General features: G+C 70.0%; 20 protein-coding genes. 14 read left to right on the top strand and 6 right to left on the bottom strand.

The window, feature by feature from the left end:
- Positions 1-8: 8 nt before the first annotated feature.
- The gene (locus tag ABB55_RS30585) at positions 9-2006 is read right to left on the bottom strand and encodes a methyl-accepting chemotaxis protein (protein ID WP_054357281.1); all 1998 of its coding nucleotides are present in this window, start codon (positions 2004-2006) and stop codon (positions 9-11) included.
- Positions 2007-2237: 231 nt separating this feature from the next.
- On the opposite strand from ABB55_RS30585, the gene ABB55_RS01855 reads away from it, so the two are divergent.
- On the top strand, positions 2238-3038 hold the full coding sequence (locus ABB55_RS01855) for a YdcF family protein (RefSeq protein WP_054357280.1): 801 nt from the start codon (positions 2238-2240) through the stop codon (positions 3036-3038).
- Here ABB55_RS01855 and ABB55_RS01850 read toward each other — a convergent pair.
- Positions 2993-3721 carry a DUF599 domain-containing protein gene (locus ABB55_RS01850; protein ID WP_054357279.1) on the bottom strand — a complete coding sequence of 243 codons (729 nt, stop codon included), beginning with the start codon at positions 3719-3721 and terminating at the stop codon, positions 2993-2995. The two genes, ABB55_RS01855 and ABB55_RS01850, sit on opposite strands and share 46 nt — an antisense overlap.
- Before the next feature lie 96 nt (positions 3722-3817).
- On the opposite strand from ABB55_RS01850, the gene ABB55_RS01845 reads away from it, so the two are divergent.
- The 7 genes from ABB55_RS01845 (at position 3818) to ABB55_RS01815 (ending at position 9582) form a co-directional block, all read left to right on the top strand.
- Positions 3818-4156: a hypothetical protein gene (locus tag ABB55_RS01845; protein WP_152981891.1), complete on the top strand. Its 339-nt coding sequence runs from the start codon at positions 3818-3820 to the stop codon at positions 4154-4156.
- A complete protein-coding gene (locus ABB55_RS01840; RefSeq protein WP_054357277.1) occupies positions 4153-4944 on the top strand; it encodes a nucleotidyltransferase domain-containing protein in 792 nt (263 codons plus the stop codon). The genes ABB55_RS01845 and ABB55_RS01840 overlap by 4 nt, the downstream gene beginning before the upstream one ends.
- Positions 4945-5095: 151 nt before the next feature.
- Complete coding sequence (locus ABB55_RS01835; protein ID WP_200911992.1) at positions 5096-6544, top strand: amidohydrolase family protein; 1449 nt, start codon at positions 5096-5098, stop codon at positions 6542-6544.
- Positions 6545-6557: 13 nt separating this feature from the next.
- Positions 6558-7649, top strand: a complete 1092-nt coding sequence (atzD, locus tag ABB55_RS01830) for a cyanuric acid amidohydrolase (RefSeq protein WP_054357276.1) — start codon at positions 6558-6560, stop codon at positions 7647-7649.
- 90 nt (positions 7650-7739) lie between these two features.
- The gene (locus ABB55_RS01825) at positions 7740-8435 is read left to right on the top strand and encodes a winged helix-turn-helix transcriptional regulator (protein WP_054357275.1); all 696 of its coding nucleotides are present in this window, start codon (positions 7740-7742) and stop codon (positions 8433-8435) included.
- Positions 8432-8818, top strand: coding sequence for a DUF488 domain-containing protein (locus ABB55_RS01820; protein WP_054357274.1), 387 nt, complete (start codon positions 8432-8434; stop codon positions 8816-8818). The genes ABB55_RS01825 and ABB55_RS01820 overlap by 4 nt, the downstream gene beginning before the upstream one ends.
- A gap of 167 nt (positions 8819-8985) precedes the next feature.
- Positions 8986-9582: a LysE family translocator gene (locus tag ABB55_RS01815; protein ID WP_054357273.1), complete on the top strand. Its 597-nt coding sequence runs from the start codon at positions 8986-8988 to the stop codon at positions 9580-9582.
- Positions 9583-9588: 6 nt separating this feature from the next.
- On the opposite strand, the gene ABB55_RS01810 is transcribed toward ABB55_RS01815, so the two are convergent.
- The 3 genes from ABB55_RS01810 to ABB55_RS01800 all read right to left on the bottom strand — a co-directional run bounded on the left by ABB55_RS01810 (position 9589) and on the right by ABB55_RS01800 (position 11203).
- Entirely contained in the window at positions 9589-10389 is an 801-nt protein-coding gene (locus ABB55_RS01810; protein ID WP_054357272.1) for a glucose 1-dehydrogenase, read from the bottom strand.
- A 37-nt stretch (positions 10390-10426) separates the two neighbouring features.
- Positions 10427-10735, bottom strand: coding sequence for a hypothetical protein (locus ABB55_RS01805; RefSeq protein ID WP_054357271.1), 309 nt, complete (start codon positions 10733-10735; stop codon positions 10427-10429).
- Between the two features lie 177 nt (positions 10736-10912).
- Complete coding sequence (locus ABB55_RS01800) at positions 10913-11203, bottom strand: hypothetical protein (RefSeq protein ID WP_054357270.1); 291 nt, start codon at positions 11201-11203, stop codon at positions 10913-10915.
- Positions 11204-12750: 1547 nt separating this feature from the next.
- Between ABB55_RS01800 and ABB55_RS01795 the strand changes: the two genes are divergently transcribed.
- Positions 12751-14187: a cytochrome P450 gene (locus ABB55_RS01795; protein ID WP_054357269.1), complete on the top strand. Its 1437-nt coding sequence runs from the start codon at positions 12751-12753 to the stop codon at positions 14185-14187.
- A 101-nt stretch (positions 14188-14288) separates the two neighbouring features.
- The gene (locus tag ABB55_RS01790; protein ID WP_054357268.1) at positions 14289-15635 is read left to right on the top strand and encodes an aspartate aminotransferase family protein; all 1347 of its coding nucleotides are present in this window, start codon (positions 14289-14291) and stop codon (positions 15633-15635) included.
- A gap of 122 nt (positions 15636-15757) precedes the next feature.
- Here ABB55_RS01790 and ABB55_RS01785 read toward each other — a convergent pair whose 3' ends face one another.
- On the bottom strand, positions 15758-16588 hold the full coding sequence (locus tag ABB55_RS01785; protein WP_054357267.1) for a thermonuclease family protein: 831 nt from the start codon (positions 16586-16588) through the stop codon (positions 15758-15760).
- 313 nt (positions 16589-16901) lie between these two features.
- On the opposite strand from ABB55_RS01785, the gene cpaB reads away from it, so the two are divergent.
- The 4 genes from cpaB (at position 16902) to ABB55_RS01765 (ending at position 21093) form a co-directional block, all read left to right on the top strand.
- The gene (cpaB, locus tag ABB55_RS01780) at positions 16902-17687 is read left to right on the top strand and encodes a Flp pilus assembly protein CpaB (protein ID WP_160321139.1); all 786 of its coding nucleotides are present in this window, start codon (positions 16902-16904) and stop codon (positions 17685-17687) included.
- A 116-nt stretch (positions 17688-17803) separates the two neighbouring features.
- Entirely contained in the window at positions 17804-19255 is a 1452-nt protein-coding gene (locus ABB55_RS01775) for a type II and III secretion system protein family protein (RefSeq protein WP_054357266.1), read from the top strand.
- Positions 19239-19574, top strand: coding sequence for a hypothetical protein (locus tag ABB55_RS01770; protein ID WP_140939943.1), 336 nt, complete (start codon positions 19239-19241; stop codon positions 19572-19574). Before ABB55_RS01775 ends, ABB55_RS01770 begins: the two co-directional genes overlap by 17 nt.
- Before the next feature lie 343 nt (positions 19575-19917).
- Positions 19918-21093: a CpaE/TadZ family protein gene (locus tag ABB55_RS01765; RefSeq protein ID WP_054357264.1), complete on the top strand. Its 1176-nt coding sequence runs from the start codon at positions 19918-19920 to the stop codon at positions 21091-21093.
- Positions 21094-21163: the final 70 nt, after the last annotated feature.

The raw sequence follows: 21163 nt of genomic DNA, 5'->3' as shown, positions 1-21163 counted from the left end.
CGGCGCCGTCAGGCCGCGCGCACCGCTTCGAGAAACTGGCGGACCTCGCTCGATAGCCGGTCGGCTTCGCGGCCGAGTTCGTCGGCAAGGCCGGCGACGCCTTCCGCCGTGCGGACGGCCTCTGCGGCGGCACCGCCGACATCGGTCATGGCCGCCGCGCCGCGTCCGGCCTCGCCGGTCGCCCGCGTCATGCCGTCGACGATGGCGTCGATGGCGCCGGCCTCGCCCGCCACCGCGTTCGACAGGGCGCCCGATGCCGCCGCCAATGCGGAGATCGTCCGATCGATGGCACCGATCGCGGCGACGGCGTCGCCGGAGGTCTGCTGGATCACCTTGACCTGGGCGGCGATCTCTTCCGTCGCCTGCGCGGTCTGGGCGGCCAGCGACTTGACCTCGCCGGCCACCACGGCGAAGCCGCGGCCGGCCTCTCCGGCCCGGGCGGCCTCGATGGTCGCATTGAGGGCGAGCAGGTTGGTCTTGCCGGCGATGTCGCGAATGAGACCGACGACCTCGCCGATCCGCTGGCCGAGTTCGGCGAACGCTGCGACCGTGGCGGCCGTCCGGCGCGACTGGTCGACCGCCTGTCCGGCAGCATCGGCGGACTGGCGGGCCTGATCGAGGATCGCCGCCAGGGCCCGGCCGAGCGCGCGCGTCTGGTCGGCAGCCGCGTCGATGCGGTCGGTCGCATCGCCGACGGCGCTGGAGCCGGCGGTCGCGCCCGCCGCGACGCTGCCGGCGCTGCGGTCGACATGCGCGGCGCTGCCGGCGAGACGACCGGCAGCATCCTGCAGGCGCAGGACGGAGCGTGCGGCGGTTTCATCGAAGGCGGCGACCAGCCGGGCGACCGATTCGGAACGGCGCGAGCGGCTCTCCGCATCGCGCACCTGCGCGTCGGTCAGGTGCTCGCGCTCCAGGCCACGATCGCGGAAGACCAGCAGGGCGCGCGCCATTTCGCCGAGTTCGTCGGGCCGGTCCGTCTCGGGCACCTGGGTGTCGAAGCGGCCCGCCGCGATCGCCGCCATGGACGCGCGCAGCCGTGCCAGGGGGCGGGTCAGGGAGCGGCCCGCGGCGACGCTCGCCGCCACGCTGGCGATCAGGACCAGCAGGGTCCCGAGCAGCAGGAGGCGCACCGTATTGGTCCGCGCGGCCTCGAGATCGGCGTCAGCCGCGGCCATGCCTTCGGCGGCGGCGGCGCTGATCGCCTGGATCGCCGGCTCGGCCAGGTCGAGGGCGTCGATGATCTGCCGATAGGTCTGGCCGGCGGCTTCGTCGGCCTTGCTCCAGGCCTCGAACGCCGCCGTGTAGCCGGCCAGCGCCGGCCCGACCGTCGCCTTGGTCTCGCCGTCGACGCCCGGCCGCCCGAGGCTGCGTTCCAGGCGCGCGACCGAACTGTCGAAATTTCCGGCCGCCTCCTTGTCGCGGGTGGTGCGATATCGCAATTCCGCGAGCCGGGCGGCGACGAGGGCGTGGGCGAGACGGTAGGCGTCCTCGCCGCCGCCACCCATGGTGGCGGATCGGATCGGCGTTTCGATCGCATCGGCGGCATCGATCAGTTCGCGCGTCAGGCCGTCATTGTCGCTGAAGCCGAGCCGCCCGATCGCGACCGCGAGAGGGTCGACCGCGGCGGTCGCCGTCTGCACCAGCTTGGCGAGGTCCGCGATCTCCTTGGCGCGCTGCGTGGCGATCGGCGAGCCGGCCAATTCGTCCATCGTTCGCCGGGCGACCGCGAAGGCGGCACGCATCGGTGCGACGCGGTCTTCGGCCCTCGATGCGGAGAAGGCGATCAGATCCGCCCTGGCCTGCCGCAGGGCGGAGTCCAGTTGGGCGGATTGGATCGCCACACGGCTCAGGGCCTGCTGACTGCGTCCGGTCGCATCCAGCGTCATGGTGCCGTGCCAGCCGACCGCGCCGACCGCCGTCACGCCTGCGCCCGCCAGGGCGGCGATCAAGCCGATCTTCGCCCGCAATCCGAACTGCGGCACCGCAGACTGCTTGCCGTTCTTCATGTAACCCCCATCCCGCGCCACAATGCGATCCGGTCGATTCGCGTCATGTCAGCAAGCCATTGAATTGACGTGCGGTTTGGCTCCTTGGTGCATTCTTCCCATTCGGCGGTGCACGCAGTCGCCACATTGTTGAGCATGATTGCCCGTTAATCGTTTCGGATTGATTGAATTGCTCGGATCTTTCTACCAAACGCTGCCATCCGGCGGCGGGCACATCGGAGGCTCGGCATCGTGTTCTTCATCCTGGCGAAGGTGACTTTCGCGATCATCCGTCCGGTCACCTTCGCGTTGCTCATGCTGGCGTTGGGCGTGCTCCTCATGCGCACGCAGTTTTCGCGCGCTGGGCGCCGGCTGGTGACCGTCACGGTGCTGGCCTTGCTTCTGGTCGGCTTCACGCCGCTGGCCCCCTTGTCGATCGCCCCGCTGGAGGACCGCTTCCCGTTGCCGGAGCGGGTCGAGCCGGCACCGGACGGCATCGTGATTCTGGGTGGAGCGCTCGACGAGAAGGTCAACGACCGCCGGCCGGGCAGCTACGCGCTGAGCGATGCGGCCGAGCGCATGACCATCGTGGCGCGTCTCGCGCGCGAATATCCGGACGCCCGGATCGTCTTCACCGGCGGCACCGGCGATCTTCTCGACCAGAGCTTCAGCGAGGCGGCGATCGCGCGGCGCCTGTTCCTCGATTTCGGCCTGCCGGAGTCGCGCATGACCTTCGAGGACAAGTCGCGCGACACCTGGGAGAATGCGGTCTTCACCCGCGACCTGATCAAGCCGGCCCCCGGCTCGCGCTGGCTCTTGGTTACGTCGGCGTTTCACATGCCGCGCGCCGTCGGCATCTTCCGCAAGGTCGGCTGGCCCGGCCTGGTGCCCTATTCGGTCGACTACCGCAGCCGCGGCTTCGCGCGGATCCGGCCGATCCCCGATTCGCCCGTCCAGAACCTGCTGATCTTCGATACCGCGGTCCGCGAGTATCTCGGCCTCGTCGCCTACCGGCTCGCCGGTCGGTCGGACGACTGGTTCCCGGCCCCCTGAGGCTCGTCCGGTCCGGCGACGATCCGGGCGCTCGACGAGAATTGCCGGCGCAGCAGCACGGCGAGGATGAAGGTGGTCGACGCCATGAAGATCCAGGCGTTCACGAACCAGCCGAGGAAGCCGATCGAGAAGAAGAAGGCGCGCAGGCCGAGATTGAAGTGGCTCGCGGCGATGATCTGCATGTCGGCAGCCCGGCGCGCCGCCAGTTCAGCTCCGGGATCGTTCTGGCCGGCCGGCGGGACCGCACCGATCAGGATGGCGGCATAGTTGAACACCCGATACGCCCAGCCGAACTTGAAGAAGGCGTAACCGTAGATGAGGCAGAGGAACAGCACCTTCAGCTCGATGTCCGAGCGGTTGGTCGCGGAGTTGAGCGGCAGGTCGCGAAACACCGCGATCAGCCGGTCGGCCTGCCCGAGCAGCGTGAAGGCGGCACCGATCGCGATCAGCGAGGTCGACGCGAAGAAGGCCGTGCCGTTCTGCAGCGAAGCCATGATCTGGGTGTCGATGATGCGCACGTCCCGCCGCAGCATCTCGGCCATCCAACGTCGGCGATGCTCGTTCATCTGCCGATTCAGCGTGGCGTGACCGAAGCGGCTGCGATCGGTCAGCCAGCTGTAGCCGACCCAGCAGACGACGAACCAAAGGACCGCGGAGAGATCGAGCAGGGTGAACGTGACCATGGCGGCAGGCTGCCAGTCCGCGGGCCGTGGGGGAAGGGGTGTTCGGCGACGGTCGAACGGTTAGGCTGTCGCCGCTGCCTTCGCATGACGGGACCGATGACGCCAGGACGCCGCCCGACGCCTTCCGCGATCGCCCTTGCCGCCGCCCTGCTTGGGGCCGCGGACGGCGTTTCGGCGGCCTCGGAGTGCGAGTGGTATGCGGTGCTGCATTGCAGTGCGGACCGGGCCGGCATCGAATTCTGGGTGGCGCAGACCGGGATCGGCCGCATCGCCGAGCCGGGCTCGCCGCTCGGTGCCGCCTGGCCGCCCGGCCATGTCTGCGCCGTGATGGGGCCTTACGCCCGGCTGTCGGCGCTCGATGCGGTCGAGCAGTTCCGCATGCTGGCGCCGAAGGCCCATGCCGAGACCATCTGTGCCGGGGAGAGGCAACCATGAGCTATCCGCCGCTCGGCGCCGAGGAGATCGCCACCCGTCTCGCCGAGGTCGCCGCGGAGGCGGGCGTCCGGGTCCTCTTCGCCGTGGAATCGGGCAGCCGGGCCTGGGGCTTCGCCTCGCCCGATTCGGACTGGGACATCCGCTTCGTCTATGCTGCGCCGCTCGCCGACTATCTGACCGTGCGCCCGCGCCGCGACGTGATCGAACAGCCGGTCGACGCGCGCGGCATCGATCTCGCCGGCTGGGACGTGCGCAAGGCGCTGCAACTGCTGCTCGCCTCCAATCCGGCGCTGATCGAATGGCTGCAGAGCCCGATCACCTATGCGGATGACGGCGCCTTCCGGCCGGCGGTTGCGGAATTGGCCGCGACTCACGCCTCGCGCCGGGCGCTCGCGCACCACTACCGCTCGATCGCCCGGACCCACTGGGAACGCGATCTGGCTCGCACCGACACCGTCAAGCTGAAGCGCTATTTCTATGTCCTGCGCGCGGTCGCGGCGCTGGCCTGGGTGGCGCGCACCGATGCGCTGCCGCCGATCCGGCTTGCCGATCTCATCGCCGGCGTCGACCTGCCGGCCGATGTGCGCGCAGATCTCGACGACCTCCTGGCGCTGAAAGCGGGCCTGTCCGAACTCGGCACCGGAGCCCGCCGGCCCGCTCTCGATCGCTTCATCTCGGCGACGCTCGACGCCATCGACCCCGCCGATCTCGACGATCGAGCGGCCCACCGCGCCGCCTTCGAGGCGGAGGCGGATGTCCTGTTGCGGCGTGTGCTCGGTGCTGCCTGACCCGGCAGCGGTCGCCAGCCGCCGGCCGTCAGGCTTGCCCGCCTAACACTCTGACGACGGCGGCGAATCCATCTGGCATTCGAGGAATGCAAATGCCAGATTTTCGGCATGAGCCCCGAAGGGGCCCGATCCCCTGCCGGGCGGAGCTGCCGTGACCACGCGAACGATTGCCGTCGAGAATGCCCTGATCGGCCCCGACTACCGGCCGTCCGGTCCGGTGGCGCTCACGCTGGAGGCCGGGCGGATCGCGGCGGTCGCACCGCTCGCCGCGCCGCCGCCGGGGCGGCGACTGCTGGCCATGCCGGCGCTGGCCGATGCGCACAATCACGGCCGGCCGATTTCCACGACCCCCTTCGCGGCCTCCGGCAAGCCGCTCGAAGCCTGGCTGCCGCGGCTGGCCGCGATGCCGCCGATCGAGGCTCGCCTGGGCGGTCTCGGCTTCTTCGGCCATGCCGCGCTGGGTGGGGTCGGGTCGGTCATGATCCACCAGACGCGGACCTCCGGGCTGGTGCCGCTTGCCGACGAGGTTCGCGAACTGGAGCAGGCGGCCGGCACGATCGGCATCCAGGCCGCCTATGCGGTTTCGGTGCGCGACCGCAATCCGCTCGTCTATGGCGACGGCGAACCGGTCCTGGCGGACATGCCCGGGCCGTCACGCGCGACCATCGAGGCTCTGTTCCGGGCGCCGGCGGTCGATCCGGCCGCCCATGTGGCGATGGTCGAGGCGATCGCGGCGGCGGTCGAGCGGCCGGGTTTCTCGGTGCAGTTCGGGCCGAACGGCGTGCAATGGTGTTCCGACGCGCTGCTCGCCGCGATAGCGGAGGCTTCGGCGCGGACCGGGCGACGCGTGCACATGCACCTCCTGGAGACGAAGTATCAGCGCGCCTGGGCCGACCGGACCTTTCCGGATGGCATCGTCCGGCATCTCGGCCGGCTGGGGCTCCTGTCGCCGCGGTTGACGCTTGCCCATGGCGTCTGGGCCCGGCCGGAGGAACTGGCCGAACTGGCGGCGGCCGGCGTCACCGTTTCGGTCAACACGTCTTCGAACCTGCTGCTGAAATCCGGCATCGCCCCCGTCGCCGCCATGCGCGCGGCCGGCGTCGCGGTGGCGCTCGGGCTCGACAATTCGGCCTTCGACGAGGATGACGACGCGCTGCGCGACCTGCGTCTGTTCAAGCATCTGCAGGCCGGATGGGGCTACGACGAGACCGTCACTCCGCAAGACGCGCTGGGCTTCGCCGCCGGCAACGGCCGCCGCTCGCTCGGTCTCGACGGCGCCGGCACGCTGGCGCCGGGCGAGCCGGCCGATCTCCTGCTGCTCGATCTCGACCGGCTCGATCCGGACCGGATCCTGCCGATCGATCCGGTGCAACTGGTCTTCACCCGGGCGACTAAGGCGGCGATCGCGGCGCTGATCGTCGCCGGCCGCACCATCGTCGAGGACGGCCGGCTCGCCGGCGCCGACATGGCGGCGATCGATGCCGAGGTCCGCAGCCGCTACCGGGCCGGCATGGCCGATCGGGCGGCCTTCCTGGCCGCCTGGCCGGATCTGGAACCGCGGCTGGCACGCTTCTATCGCGACACGCTCGGCTGCTGCTGACCGGGAGCCGACCATGCCGCACACCCTCGTCCACCGCCTGTCCATGGCCGGCCCCGACGACACCGCCGGCCTCGCCGCGGCGATCCGCAACGGCCGCATCCGGCCCGACGCGATCGTCGCCATCCTCGGCAAGACCGAGGGCAACGGCTGCGTCAACGACTTCACCCGCGGCTTCGCGGTCCAGTCGCTGCGCCTGGAACTCGCCCGCCACCTGCCGACGGACGCGATCGATCGGATCGCCCTGGTGATGAGCGGCGGCACCGAGGGCGCGCTCGCCCCGCATGCCCTGGTCATCGAGGCCCGGCCCGAGGATCATGCGGCGGCCGGCCCCGCGCTCGCCGTCGGCCAGACGGTCACCCGCGACATCAAGCCGGAGGAACTCGGCCGCCGGGCGCAGGCCGCGGTGGTTGCCGAAGCGGTCGCCAAGGTGATGGCCGATCTTGGCATCTCCGATCCGGCCGACATCCATTTCGTCCAGATCAAATGCCCGCTCCTGACCATGGAGCGCGTCGCCGAGGCCCGTGCGCGCGGCGCGACGACGGCGACCAGCGACACGCTGAAATCGATGGGCCTGTCGCGCGGCGCCTCCGCGCTCGGCGTCGCGCTGGCGCTCGGCGAGGTGGCGGATGCGGCCGTCACCGACGCGGCGATCGGCACGGATCGCTCGCTCTATTCCACCCGCGCCTCGACCTCGGCCGGCGTCGAACTCTCCGGCCACGAGATCGTCGTGATGGGCATGAGCCCGCGCTGGTCCGGCCCGCTCCGGATCGATCACGCGGTGATGGCCGACGGCATCGACATCGAGCCGGTCCGCGCCGCGCTCGCCCGGCTCGGCCTCGGCGCCCCGGGCCAGCTTCCGGCCGCCGACCGGGACCGTCTGCTCGCGCTGCTGGCCAAGGCCGAGGCGCCGTCGACCGGCCGGATGCGCGGCTTCCGCCACACCATGCTCGACGACAGCGACATCTCCTCGACCCGCCACGCCCGCGGCTTCGCGGCCGGTGCGCTCGCGAGCCTGGTCGGCCATGCCGAGATCTTCGTCTCCGGCGGCGCCGAGCATCAGGGTCCGGACGGCGGCGGCCCGGTCGCGCTGATCGCGCATCGTTGAGGCCGGCGGTGCTGCCGGGCGGGCAGGCGGTCTCTGCAGCGGTCCGGAATCCGGACCACCACCCGCCGGACAGAATGGTAGACTGGCCGCATGACCGGATATGGCCAATTCTGCGCCGTCGCACGGGCGCATGAGGTGCTGGGCGGGCGCTGGACGCTGCTCGTCCTGCGCGAAATCCTGTGCGGCGCCAGCCGCTTCGCCGAGATCAGGCGGGGCATTCCGCGCATCTCCAAGACCATGTTGGCGGAACGTCTGGCCGAGCTGGTCGCGATCGGGGCGATCGAGCGCCGCGACCACGGCGACGGTCCGGACTATCGCGCAACGCAAGCCGGCCGGGAGGCGATGCCGATCGTCGCCGCCCTGGCCGTCTGGGGCCAGCGCCACCTGCCGCGCCACGCCGCCGCGGAGGATCTCGATCTCGATCCGGTTCTGGTCGACATGGCGCGCCGGGTCCGCGCGGCGCATCTGCCGGCGGTGCCGATCGTGGTCCGGGTCGAACTTGCCGGGCTGCCGCGGCGCTTTCTCCTGCTGAAAGGTGGCGAATCGACCGCCTGCCTGATCAATCCCGGCTTTCCCGAGCCGGTCGTGATCCGGGGGCGCCTCGACGCCCTGGTCGCCTGGTGGCGCGGCGATGCCGGCTTCGCCGAAGCCCGGCGCCAGGGTTTCGTTCTGGAGGGCGACCGCGCGCTGGTGCGCGCCTTTCCGGGCTGGTTCGATCGCTATGCATTCGCGGCCGTCCATCCGTCCGCCACCGCCGCCGCTCGTTCCGGGGATCCCGTGCCATGACCCTTCGCATCGTCCGCCTCGGCACGCCGCGTCTCACCGACGAGGGGCTGCGCATCGGCACGGTGCGCCGGCCGCCGCGCGGGGTGCGCAAGGAGCGCTTCGCCGCCGACGACTGGTACGACGTCTGGTATCCGGAGCTGTCGCCGAGCGCGCCGCTGCTCGCGTCGGCGCAACAGGCCGCGACGCCGGAGGCCTGGGCGGCCTTCGAGAAGGCCTTCCGGCGCGAGATGGCCGAGGCCGCGCCGAGCCATGCGCTCGATCTGCTGGCCGCGCTTTCGCACCGGACCGACCTCTCGATCGGCTGCTATTGCGCCGAGGAAAGCCGGTGCCACCGGTCGATCTTGCGCGGGCTTCTCGCCAATCGAGGGGCAAAGCTCGCGTGAAGGGCTCGGCCGGTCCGGATTCCGGACCCGCGTCGACGGATCGGACGGGCCATAACGGCCTCCAGGCCCGCACGAATGGTCAAGGGACCAGCGGTTCGGCGTTGCGCGACGGATGAATGCGTCGGTCTCGATCGAACCTCCCGGCGGGACCGATTCAGGAGCCGGTCATGACGCTGGATACCGCCTGGGCGCTCGCCCTCTATGCCTTCGTAACCTCGATCAGTCCGGGTCCGAGCAACCTGATGCTGCTCGCATCCGGGGTGAATTTCGGCTTCGCCCGGACGCTGCCGCAGGTTTTCGGGATCATGGCCGGCTTCACGGTACTGCTGCTGGCGATCGGGCTCGGTCTCGGCGCCGCGCTGTCGGCGGCGCCGGCCCTCGTTCCGGTCCTGAAGGGGCTCGGCGCGGTCTGGCTCCTGCATCTCGCCTGGCGCATCGCCGGCGCGCGCGCCCTCGGCGAGGCCGGTGCGGCCGACGCGCGGCCGCTGCGGTTCATCGAGGCCGCGGCGTTCCAGTGGGTCAATCCCAAGGCCTGGATCGTCGCCCTGGCGACCGTGTCGCTCTATGCCGATGCCGGCCGCCCGATCGCTGCGGCGCTCGCCGTTGCCGGGCTGTTCGCCCTCGTCAACCTGCCGAGCGTCTCGGCCTGGGCGCTGTTCGGGACGGCGCTGAAGCGCCTGCTGACCGACCCGGTGCGGCTGCGCGCCTTCAACATCGCCGCCGCCGTCGCGCTGGTCGCCACGCTCTGGCCGCTGCTGCGCTGAGGACCGTCAGCTCGACCAGTTCTGCCGGAACTCGCCGTAGAGGGTCAGGCCGCCGCAGGCATAGAGGGTCTGGCCGGTGATGTAGCGGGCCTCGTCGGACGCCAGAAAGGCGAAGACCGGGGCGATGTCGTCGGGGGCGGCGGCGAAACCCATCGGGATATGGGCCTCAACCGCGGCGCGGGCCGCCGGGTCGTCCTTCCAGGCGTCGTTCATGTCGGTCAGCACGGCGCCCGGCCCGACGGCGTTGATGCGGATGCCCCGGTCGGCGAATTCGAGCGCGAGCGTCCGGGTCAGATGGCCGAGACCGGCCTTGGCGGCCGCATAGGCGGCATATCCCGGCTTCGGGATGATCTGGTGCACGCTGGTCGTGTTGATGATCGTGCCGCCGCCGGGGCGCGACAGGAAATGCCGGATCGCCGCGCGCGACAGCCAGGCGGCGCCCAGGAGATCGACATCGATCACCGCCCGAAAGCGGTCGGCATCGAAATCGGCGCCGGGCGTCTCGGTCTGGAAGCCGGCATTGTTGACGAGGATGTCGAGCCGGCCGAAGCGCACGACCATCGCGGCGATCATCGCCTCCGCGACCGTCTCGGACGTGATGTCGCCGTCGACCGCGATCGGGCTGTTCGCACGGATCGTCTTGAGGGCGGCGAGCGTCGCGTCGGCCCGGTCGGCATCCTGGCGGTGGCCGATGCCGACTTCGGCGCCCTCGTGCACGAACCGTTCGGCGATGGCGCGGCCGATGCCGCGCGAGCCGCCGGTGATCAGGGCGATGCGGCCGGCGAGGCGTTGGGCATGATCGGGCACGGGCGGCGATCCTCCGGTGCCGGGGCGCGACCGGCCTTCAGTGGCAGACCTGACTGCGATAGCGGTTGCCGGCGGCGTCGTCGACCCACACCGTCCGGCAGGTGCGCAGCGCGCCCGGCGCCGACGGCGTCGTGGGCGGCACCAGCCCGCGCGGCGGCGGCACCTCGCTGCCGTGATAGCGCGGCGCGTTCAAGGCGTCGTAGCGGAACTGGCCGGTCTTCAAGGCGGACGGCCCGCTCGCCGGCGGGCCGTAATTGGGCACGCCGCTCTGCGCCCGGACCGGGTCGGCCGCAAGGCCGGACAGCAGCGGCAGCAAGATCAGGGCGAGGCGAGTGGCGGACGGCATGGTGAACTCGCGGGTTTCAGTCCGATTCAAATAGGGCGGTGGCGGCCTCTTGAGAAGCACCAGGCACGGAAAAGAAAAGGCCCGGCGCGGGGCCGGGCCTGAAGGTGGACTTGGGGAGGAAGGGCAGGGCAGGACGTTCAGGGGAAGCGGCGTCGTCAGTGCGTGACCGCAGGTCGCTCAGTTGCAGACCTTGGTCTTGTAGGGGTTGCCCCAGGAGTCGTAGGCCCAGACCTTGTAGCAGTTCGGGGCATAGACCGGGGCCGCATAGACCGGAGCCGGAGCGTAGTAGCCGGGAGCGTAGTAGCCCGGCGCATAGGCCTGCGAGGCGAGCGCACCGCCGATGATGGCGCCGCCGACGAGGCCGGCCACGAAGGCGCCTCCCTTGGCTTCGGCCTGCGAGGCGGTGGAAACGGAGGCGCCGGCAACGAGGGCGACGGCGAGGGCGGCGGCAGCGATCTTGGCGAACATGGCGGGCTCCGTGAATTAAAAGTTCGGTCTGGGCTCTCAGGGGGTGGGGCGGGTCAGGCCCCGTCGTTCGATGGTTTGAGACTAGGCCCCCGCCCATGCACCCGACCCGAACGCCCGGTTCAGAAACCGTTCAGGTGTCGGGCCGTCGATCACGAGACCGTGAGCGGATCGCCCGAGCGATCCGAAGGACGCCATCTTTTCGCGTATCTCACCCCCCGCCACCCCCCAAAACCGCAATCCCGGACAAGGCCCGAAGGGCCGCCGATCCGGGACCCAATCGCCTCGCAGCGGCGTCAAGATCGGGGGCAAATTCAGAGCGTTGCGGCAATTTGGGATGCGAGTAGGCCCCGGCTCTCCGCTGGCGCTGCGGCCGGGGATGCGATGAGAGATCTGTTTCCATCCCGCGGCATCTGGGGGGATACGTCGAAAGATGCGCGATTCTCCCGCAATATTCCGAGGATATCCCGGAAGCGATACGACCCTCCCGCAGCCTCCCGCTCCTCGCAACTCCCCCCAAACCGCAATCCCGGACCAGGCCCGAAGGGCCGCCGATCCGGGACCTTCTCGCCCCACGGCGACGTCAAGATCACGATCAGATGCAGTGTCGTGCGGCAAGTTGAGATGGGAGTAGGCCCCGGCTCTCCGGCCGGGGATACGATGAGAGATCTGTTTCCAACCTGCGACATCTGGGTGGATGCGCGGAGAGATGCGCGATCCTCCCGCAGTATCCCGAGGATATCCCGGAAGCGATACGACCCTCCCGCGGCCTCCCGTCCCTCGCAACACCCCCGCGACCGCAATCCCGGACAAGGCCCGAAGGGCCGCCGATCCGGGACCCACTCGCCGCGCGACGGCGTCAAGATCGCGAGCGAAATCAAAGCATTGCGGCAAGTGGAATGAGAGTAGGCCCCGGCTCTCCGCTGGCGCTCCGGCCGGGGATGCGTTGGGAGATGTGCTTTCATCCCGCCGCATCTGGGTGGATACGTCGAAAGATGCGCGATCCTCCCGCAATATTCCGAGGATATCCCGGAAGTGATACGACCCTCCCGCGGCCTCCCGCTCCCCGAAACACCTTCCAACCCGCAATCCCGGACAAGGCCCGAAGGGCCGCCGATCCGGGACCCACTCGCCCCGCAGCGGCGTCAAGATCACGAGGAAAATCAGAGCATTGCGGCAAGTGGAAATGAGAGTAGGCCCCGGCTCTCCGCTGGCGCTGCGGTCGGGGATACGATGGGAGATCTGTTTCCATCCCGCGGCATCTGGGGGGATGCACCGCGAGAGTTTCGGACATCGTCCAGAATCCCGCGGTTGCGCTGGGAGATCCGCGACCGTCCCGCGGCATCCTGGGACGGCTGATCGGCGAGATCGGACACCACGGGCTTCGGCGGACGGGCGAGACGGGGCGATCGGTCGAGGACCGATGGGGCCGTTGCGATACCGTTTGATACGGAGCCCCCGGCCGATGCGCCGGCCGTGCCTTCGCTTCGCCATGATGGCGCCGTGTCGGGCGGCTAGTTGTGGTATCCCCATCCGAACCGGAGCGTCCCATGACCGCGGCCAGCCTGCCCTTCGTCGCCGCCTATCGGCCTCCGGCGCCGGTGCCCCATGCCGCGCCGCTCAAGCCGCGCCAATATATCCGCGCGCTGACCGACAATCCGCTGACCATCTGGACCCAGGCGCAGTTCGAGGAGCCCTATGTCGAGATCGACGGGTGGCTGCTCGGGCCGCGCCTGATCATCAACGATCCCGACGGCATCCGCCATGTCCTGGTCGACAACGAGGCCAACTATCTCCGCGACGATCTGCAGAAGCGCATCCTGACGCGGACGATCGGGCTCGGCCTGTTCGCAGCGGAAGGACAGGCCTGGCGGGCGCAGCGGCGCATTCTGGCGCCGCTCTTCGCACCGAGGGCGGTCAACGGATTCCTGCCGGCCATGGCGGAGGCCGCTGCCGCCGGAGCCCGCCGGCTCGCGGATCTCCCCGAGGGCTCGGTCATCGATGCCGCGCCGCTGATGAGCGCGATCGCGCTCGACGTGCTCGAACGCACGCTGTTCCGCGAGGGCTTCGGCGTGCCGCTGGCCGAGCTTTCGCGACATTCCAACGCCTTCATCGAGGGCGCCGGCGGGGTCTCGCTGCTTGACCTGTTCCGCCTGCCGTCCTGGATCCCGACCCTGCGCGCGCTCAGGGCGCACCGCTCGCGCCGATTCATCGGCGACATGGTCGACCGGATGGTCGCCGAGCGCCGGGCGCGGCTCGCCGCCGGGGCCGCCGGATCGGGGGAGGGCGAGATTCGCGACCTGCTCGCGCTGCTGCTCGATGCGGCCGATCGGGAGACCGGCATCGGTCTGTCCGACCGCGAGGTACGCGACAACGTCCTGACCTTCATCGGCGCCGGCCACGAGACCACCGCCGGTGCGCTCGCCTGGACCCTGCTCCTGCTCTCCGGCGCGCCGGACGTGCGGGCGGCGGTCGAGGCCGAGATCGACAGCGTGCTCGGCACGGGGCCGGCGACGGCCGAGACGGTCGCCGATCTGGTCCTGACCCGGGCGACCATCGAGGAGGCGATGCGGCTCTATCCGTCGGCCCCCTTCCTCGGCCGCGCGGCGGTCAAGGACGACGTGATCGGCGGCCGGCCGGTCAAGGCCGGCACGATCGTGATGATCGTGCCTTGGATCATCCACCGCCATCAGCGCCTGTGGTCCGATCCCGGCCTGTTCGATCCGGGTCGCTTCATGCCGGGCCGGCGCGATTCGATCCCGCGTTATGCCTATCTGCCCTTCGGCGCCGGTCCGCGCGTGTGCATCGGTTCCGTCTTCGCGCTGCAGGAGGCGGTCATCGTGCTGGCCAACGCCCTGCGCGACCACCGCTTCGATCTCGTCGAGGGCGCCCGCATCGAGCCGACCCAGCGCATCACCCTGCGCGCGCGTTACGGCATCCCGATGCGGGTCTCGCGGCGGCGATCGTCGGATCGGCAGGTCGGCTGAGGCCGCGGATCTCGGCTGCGGTCGGACGGCCTTGACGAAGGATCGACGCCCGGCGCAGCGTCATCGGCCTCAGACGACCGCCCTCGCCAGGAGCCGCGCCCATGACCGTCCAGCCCAAGGCCACGATCTCGATCGCGGCTTCCGCCCTGCCGAAGGTCGCCTGGGGCGAGGGGCTGTCGGTCTACGACACCAACGGCAAGCGCTACATCGACGGCTCCGGCGGGCCGGCGGTCTATTGCCTCGGCCATGGCAACCGTGAGGTCAATGCAGCCATCGCGGCACAGCTCGACCGGATCGCCCACGGCTATCGCTACACTTTCACCAGCGACCCGCTCGAGGAACTGACCGCCCTGGTGGCGGGGGCTTGCGGCGGCGGGCTGACGCGCATGGTGTTCGTCTCCGGAGGCTCGGAAGCGGTCGAGTCGGCCCTGAAGATCGCGCTGCAGTATCATGCGGCCCGCGGGGACATGACGCGGCGGCGCTTCATCTCGCGCGAGCGCTCCTGGCACGGCAACACGCTCGGCGCCCTGTCGATCTCGGGCTTTCGCGAGCGTCGCGCGCCCTATGAAGGCGCCCTGATCGAAGGCGGTGCGCTGATCTCGCCGGCCAACGCCTATCGGCCGCCCGAAGGCGTCGCGCCGGACGCCCTGCCGGCCTGGTACGCCGCCGAATTCGAGGAGACCATTCTGCGGATCGGCCCGGATGCCGTCGCCGCCTTCGTGTTCGAGCCCGTCGTTGGTGCGGCCGGCGGCGTCGTGCCGGCGCCACCGGGCTATGCGGCCGCGATGCGGGCGGTTTGCGACCGCTACGGCGTGCTGATGATCGCCGACGAGGTGATGTGCGGCGCCGGGCGTTGCGGCACCTGGCGGGCGCTCGCCCATGACGGCGTCGAGCCGGACATCATGACCGTCGCCAAGGGCCTCGGCGGCGGCTTCCTGCCGCTCGGCGCGACCGTCTACCACCAGCGCGTCGCCGAGCCGATCGACCGGGTCTATGGCGGCGTGCTGACCGGCCACACCTTCACGGGCCACACCGCCGCCTGCGCGGCCGGCGTCGCGGTGCAGACCATCATGCGGCGCGAAAGGCTGGTCGAGCGCGTCCACGAGCTCGGGCCGGTATTCATGAACCTGTTGAGGCGCGAGCTCGACGGCATCGAGGCGGTCGGCGACCTGCGCGGCCGCGGGTTCTTCGTCGGCGTCGAACTGGTCGCCGATCGGGCCCTGAAGACGCCGTTCGATCCGGCCGAGAAGCTCTATATCCGCATCCGCAACGCCGCCTTCGAGCGCGGCCTGATCTGCTATCCCTCCGGCGGCAATGTCGACGGCACGGCCGGCGACACGGTCATCCTGGCGCCGCCCTATATCGCCACCGAGGCCGAACTGGAGGAAATCGCCGTCCTGTTCGGGCTGAGCCTCCGGTCCGCCCTGGCGGAGATCGGCGCGGGCTGACGCCCGAGGCGGACGGTCCCGCGGCGGCCGTTCGGCATATCGGATGGAGGGCGGACACCCGGTCCTGGCGTGCGGTCGTCAGGGACGGCGCGGGCACTTCTGCGCAGCCTCGTCGGACGGCTTCACGCGCGCCACAGACCGACCCTCCGGCGCTTGGCATCGGCGGCCGCGCGGGTGAGCGCAGCATCCGGCTCGCCGGCCGGCTCGGCCCAGCCCGACCGGACCATCCATTCGGACAGATCGACCGCGCCGACGCGGCAGCGTGCCTCGACGGTGCCTTTCGGCTGGTCTGCCGGCAAGGCGCACAGCACCGGCCGGTTGCGCAGGAACAGCTCCAATTGGGTCCGGGCGCGCCCGCCGCAGGTGTCGGGCGTGCCGTCGAGCATCGGGCATGTCCGGTCCGGGTTGGGAATGCGGATGCCGGCGAGCCGGATGCGCCGGCCGGCGGCCGTGAAGCTGCGGCCGTCGGTGACATCGACCTGAGCGAAAGGCGTGTCGCGCAGGCGGCGCTCGGTCGGGCCGCCTTCGGCGGTGCCGGCCGGGGTGCCGTCCGGCGGCAGCAGGCTGGCCGTGCGCGTTGCCGCCCTGCCGCCTCTCGTCCCGTCGGACGCCACGGCCTCGACGCCGGTCGATCCGCCGAAGCGCCCGGCCGGCGGCAGGACCGAATCGGAGCGCTCCGGCACGGTGAAGCGCAGCGACTGGGTGGTGGTGGCGGGCGCCGGTGGCTTGACCTCGCCGGCGCTGAAATTCGACGGCTGGAACCGGCGCGGCCTGGCCTGCGCCTCGATGCTCCGCCGCGCCGGCAGCGATCCGGTCTCGACCGGGTCGGCCGCGACGGTGGTCACGCCGCTCTCGGCCGGCCGGGTCGGGGCGACGAGCTTTGCCGCGATGAGGCCCGCCATGGCGAGGCCGGTCAGCGAGACGGTGGCGAAATGGCTCTTCCAGACCTTCATGGGAACCGGATCCCGTGTGGCGGCGCTGTCGAGGCCGCGCCCCGGAACCGGTTTGCGGCGCTTTCGCGACCGTCTGGAAGGATCGCCCCGGTGCGGTGAATCCGCGGTTCATCGAAATGGTTAAGAAAATCCTCGCCGGGATACGCAAGAATCCGGATTTCGGTGTTGCGACCGGGGCCAAGGCAATCGGCACCCGGCCGTTTGCCATTCGTTAACCATGAAAAATCAGCAAATTTTACACTTAAGGACTTGTTTATGGCGCGCCGCCACGGTGGACGACGGGGAAGGGAAGGGTGCCGATCGAGGTCAGGTTTTGCGTACCAACACCGTCGTCATGCTTCTGCTCGCGCTCGTCTTCGGCGGCGCGGCCGTGTTCATGTCGCAGTCCTATCTGGAGCGGCAGGCTGAGAAGCGCGCACGGACCATCGAAGTGTCCGCCCCGGCGGTCGCGGCGTCGACCGTCGTCGTGGCGGCCAAACCGCTGAATTTCGGGGCGGAAATCGTGCGCGACGCGCTGAAGGAAGTGGCCTGGCCGGCGGAAGCCGTGCCGGCTGGAGCCTTCCGCACCGTTGCCGAGCTTTACGCCCAGCAGGGCCGCCGGGTCGCGCTGGTCGCCATCGAGGCGAACGAACCGATCCTGCCGGCCAAGATTTCCGGCCCCGGCCAGCGCGCCACGCTGTCCTCGGTGATCGAGGAGGGCATGAAGGCGGTGACCGTGAAGGTCGATGAGGTCAACGGTGTGGCGGGCTTCGTCCTGCCGGGCGACCGGGTCGACGTGCTGCTCACGCGCCACCAGGGCGAGGGTGACGCGATCACCGAGGTTCTGGTCGAGCGGGCCCGCGTGCTCGCCGTCGACCAGAGCTTCGACCAGCGCGCCGAGAAGCCGGCGGTACCCAAGGCGGTCACGCTGGAGGTGCATTCCGGTGTCGCCCAGAAGGTCGCCTTCGCGTCTTCGGTCGGCACGATCTCGCTGGTGCTGCGCCGGGCCGGCGAGGCCCTGGCCGACAATCAGAAGAATACCCGCGTGCGTGCGGCGACCGTCTCGGTCTCCCGCGCCACCAAGCGCCAGGAATACGGGGTCCGCTCCGAGGTGGAGTAGGTCCGGGAAGGTCCGACACCGCCGCCAAACGGCGGGTTGGAAAACGAAGCCGTCGCCAGAAAGGCGATCGGGGGTGCGACGTGACGAATGATGGCGGAAGGCTCCGGCTCCGGGGCGTGGTGAAGACTGTCGGAGCCCTGTGTCTCGGCGCGGCCGTCCTGGCCGGGCCGCTGCTCGCGGCCGTGCCGACGGTGCGGGCGGAAGACCGGCTGGTCCGTGTCGGCGACGGCAAGGTCCAGCAGATCCGCGTGACGCGCGGCAAGTCCGAGACCATGCGCATCGAGGCGCCCTTCGCCGATCTGGTGGTCGGCGACCCGGAAGTCGCCGACGTGGTGCCGCTGACCGACAAGAGCTTCTATGTGCTCGGCCGCGCGATCGGGACGACCAATGTCTCCGTCTACGATTCCAAGAAGCAGCTGATCGGGATCATCGACGTCGAGGTCGCCCACGATTCCGGCCGTCTCCAGGCCGAGCTCAATCGCCGCCTGCCGACCTCCCGGATCACGGTTTCGACCTATAACGGCAAGGTCATGCTTTCGGGCACCGTGCGCGACGCGGTCTCGGCCGATCGGGCCGTCACCATCGCCAAGCAGTTCGCCAGCGAGGTCATCAATTCGATCGGCGTGACCGGCTCCCAGCAGGTGATGCTGGAGGTCCGCTTCGTCGAGGCCAACCGCGATGCCGGCCGGGATCTCGGCTTCAACTGGGGCATCTTCGGCTCGAAGATGCTGCACAATCCGTCGACCGGCGCGATGGCCTATCCGTCCAACGCCTCGACGGCCGGCGCCTCGTCGGGCACCTCCGGCCTGCTTTCCGGCAACACGCCGTTCGGCGTTGCGGTGGCCCAGGTGCTCGGCAACGGCATCGGCGCCGACATTCTGATCAAGGCGCTGGAGGAACAGCGCGTCGCCCGGCGTCTGGCGGAGCCGAACCTGGTGGCGCTGTCGGGCGACACGGCGAGCTTCCTGGCCGGCGGCGAATATCCCGTTCCGATGAACAACAAGAACGGCGAAGTCACCATCGAGTTCAAGAAGTTCGGCATCGGCCTCGCGTTCACGCCGACCGTGCTCGAGAACGGCATGATCAATCTGAAGATCATCCCGGAGGTCAGCGAGCTCGACTATTCCAACGCGGTCACGCTCTCCGGCGTCACCGTGCCGTCGCTGAACGTGCGGCGCGCCGATACGACGATCGAGCTGCGCGACGGCCAGAGCTTCGCCATCGCGGGCCTGCTCCAGTCCAACGTCTCGACGCTGCTGCAGCAGCTGCCCTGGGCCGGCAACGTGCCGGTGCTCGGCGCCCTGTTCCGGTCGTCCTCGTACCAGAAGAACGAGACCGAACTCGTGATCATCGTCACGCCGCGCCTCGTGCGTCCGATGGTTCCCGGCCAGCCGCTCAAGACCCCGCTCGACAATCTGCGGGCGGCCAACGACCCCGAATTCTTCGCCGGCGGCAAGGGCGAGGTCCGTGCGGATTCCGTCCGCATGCCGCCAGGGGGCGCCGCCCCCGCACCGCTCGGCCATATCCTCGACATGCCCCAAGGAGGTTCTCGTGTTGTCCTTCGCTGATCGTTTCGCCCGGGGCGCCGCCCTTGTCGCCGTCCTCGCCCTCGGCGCCTGCTCGGGCGGCACCGACAGCCTGGAGAACCAGGATTCGGTGACCATGCAATTCGGCGACGCGGTCAACACCAACAAGGCGCTGCAGACCATCGATCCCTGGCCGCGCGCCGTCGCCGAGACCCGCCTGACCACCAGCGGACAGCGCTCCGCGGCGGCCGGCGAACGCTACCGGACCGGCATGATCCTGCCGCCGGTGCCTGCCACCACCAACGCCATTTCGTCGGCGGCCCCCGCGCCGACTGCTCCCGCCGGCACTCCTGCGCGCTGACCCCGCCGTCGTTGCTCGGTCATCAGGCCTCCCGGAGCCCTCCGGGAGGCCTTTTTGCGTCTGGGGCCAGGTCCCGGAGGCTCGTCGCTGCCCGTTCCCGGGAGGTTTCCGGGATTCCGCGCGCATTCCGAGACATCAAGTCGTTCATTGTGTAAAATTGTAATCGATATTGCCTCAACGCGCCTTCGACTTGATGGATCCGTGTTTACCGTCGCAGCCGGGCGATGTTGGCGGACGGTCATTGTTTATCCGACCTTAATGTCCCGGGCGTTGACTGCCAGGCGAGAGCGGAATGCGATCCGACGTTGTGCCGTACGGCATGAGAACCGGGAAGTCAGTGACGATGTTCTTCAGTCGCATATCGGGCCAGGACAAGGTGATCGCCCTGAAGGTGATCGTCGTTTCTCCCGATACCGCCTCCCGCCCGGCGCTGGAGGCCGCATTCGGGGCCGGTGCACGGTTCACCGTCGAATTCGTGAACGAGACGCTGGAACGGGCCGAGGGCCGCGTCGACGCGTCGGCTGCCGCCGTGGTGGTGGTCTATCTCGACTCCGGGTCCCGCCCGGAACTGCTCGCCCTGCAGCGCTTCATGGCGCGGACCGGCGGGCGCGTGCCGGTCATCGTCGTCACCGAGAATTTTGACGAGGCGCTGGCCCGCTGGTTCCTGCAGATCCGCGTGACCGACTTCCTGCGCAAGCCGGTCGAGCCGGCCGAACTGGTGCGGACCTGCATCAAGGCCGTCGAGGCGCGGCCGGTCGGCGAGACCAAGGAAGCCGAGATCTACACCTTCCTGCCGGCGGCCGGCGGGGTCGGGGTGACCACACTGGCGGTCGAGACCGCCTTCCTGCTGCTGAGGGAAGGCAAGAAGTCGGGCGCGACCACCTGCCTGGTCGATCTCGACTTCCAGAACGGCTCCTGCGCGGATCATCTCGACATCGAGCCGCGGCTGCTGCTCGACGAGATCGTGCCCAATCCGGAACGGCTCGACGACCAGCTCCTGGAGATGATGCTCGCCCATCACGCCTCGGGCCTGGCGGTACTCGCCGCCCCGAACCGGCCGGCGGAGATGCGCAGCTTCCAGCCGGGCGTGGTGACACGGCTGCTCGATCTCGTTTCCACGCGCTTCGACAATGTGGTCATCGACCTGCCGCGCACCTGGTTTCCCTGGACCGACGACGTCCTGGTCGGCTCCGACCACTTCTACATCGTCACTGAAATGACCGTTCCCGGCCTGCGCCTGGCGCGCCGGCTGGCGACGGCGATCCGCGAGCGGCTCGGCGACGAGGCGACCCCGAAGGCGATCGTCAACCGCTTCGAGCAGCGCCTGTTCGGCCCAGGCCTGCGCAAATCCGATGTCGAGGCCGCGCTCGGCACCATGATGGCCGGCGTCGTCTCGAACAACTACCGGCTGGTGCGCGAGGCGATCGACCGGGGCGTGCCGATCGAGGAGATCAAGGCCGGATCCAACGTCGTCACCGACATGCGCAAGATCATCTTCGCCGAGACGGGCGCGAAATGACCGGGTCGGTCTGCCGCGCCTGAAGAGGACATGCCCCCGATGCTCGGACGCTTCACCGCCCGCCGCCAGA

The organism is Prosthecodimorpha hirschii (genome assembly GCF_001305515.1).
Lineage (GTDB): Bacteria > Pseudomonadota > Alphaproteobacteria > Rhizobiales > Ancalomicrobiaceae > Prosthecodimorpha > Prosthecodimorpha hirschii.
The sequence above is the reverse complement of the archived record's forward strand: the minus strand, read 5'-3'. Positions and strand labels throughout refer to the sequence as shown.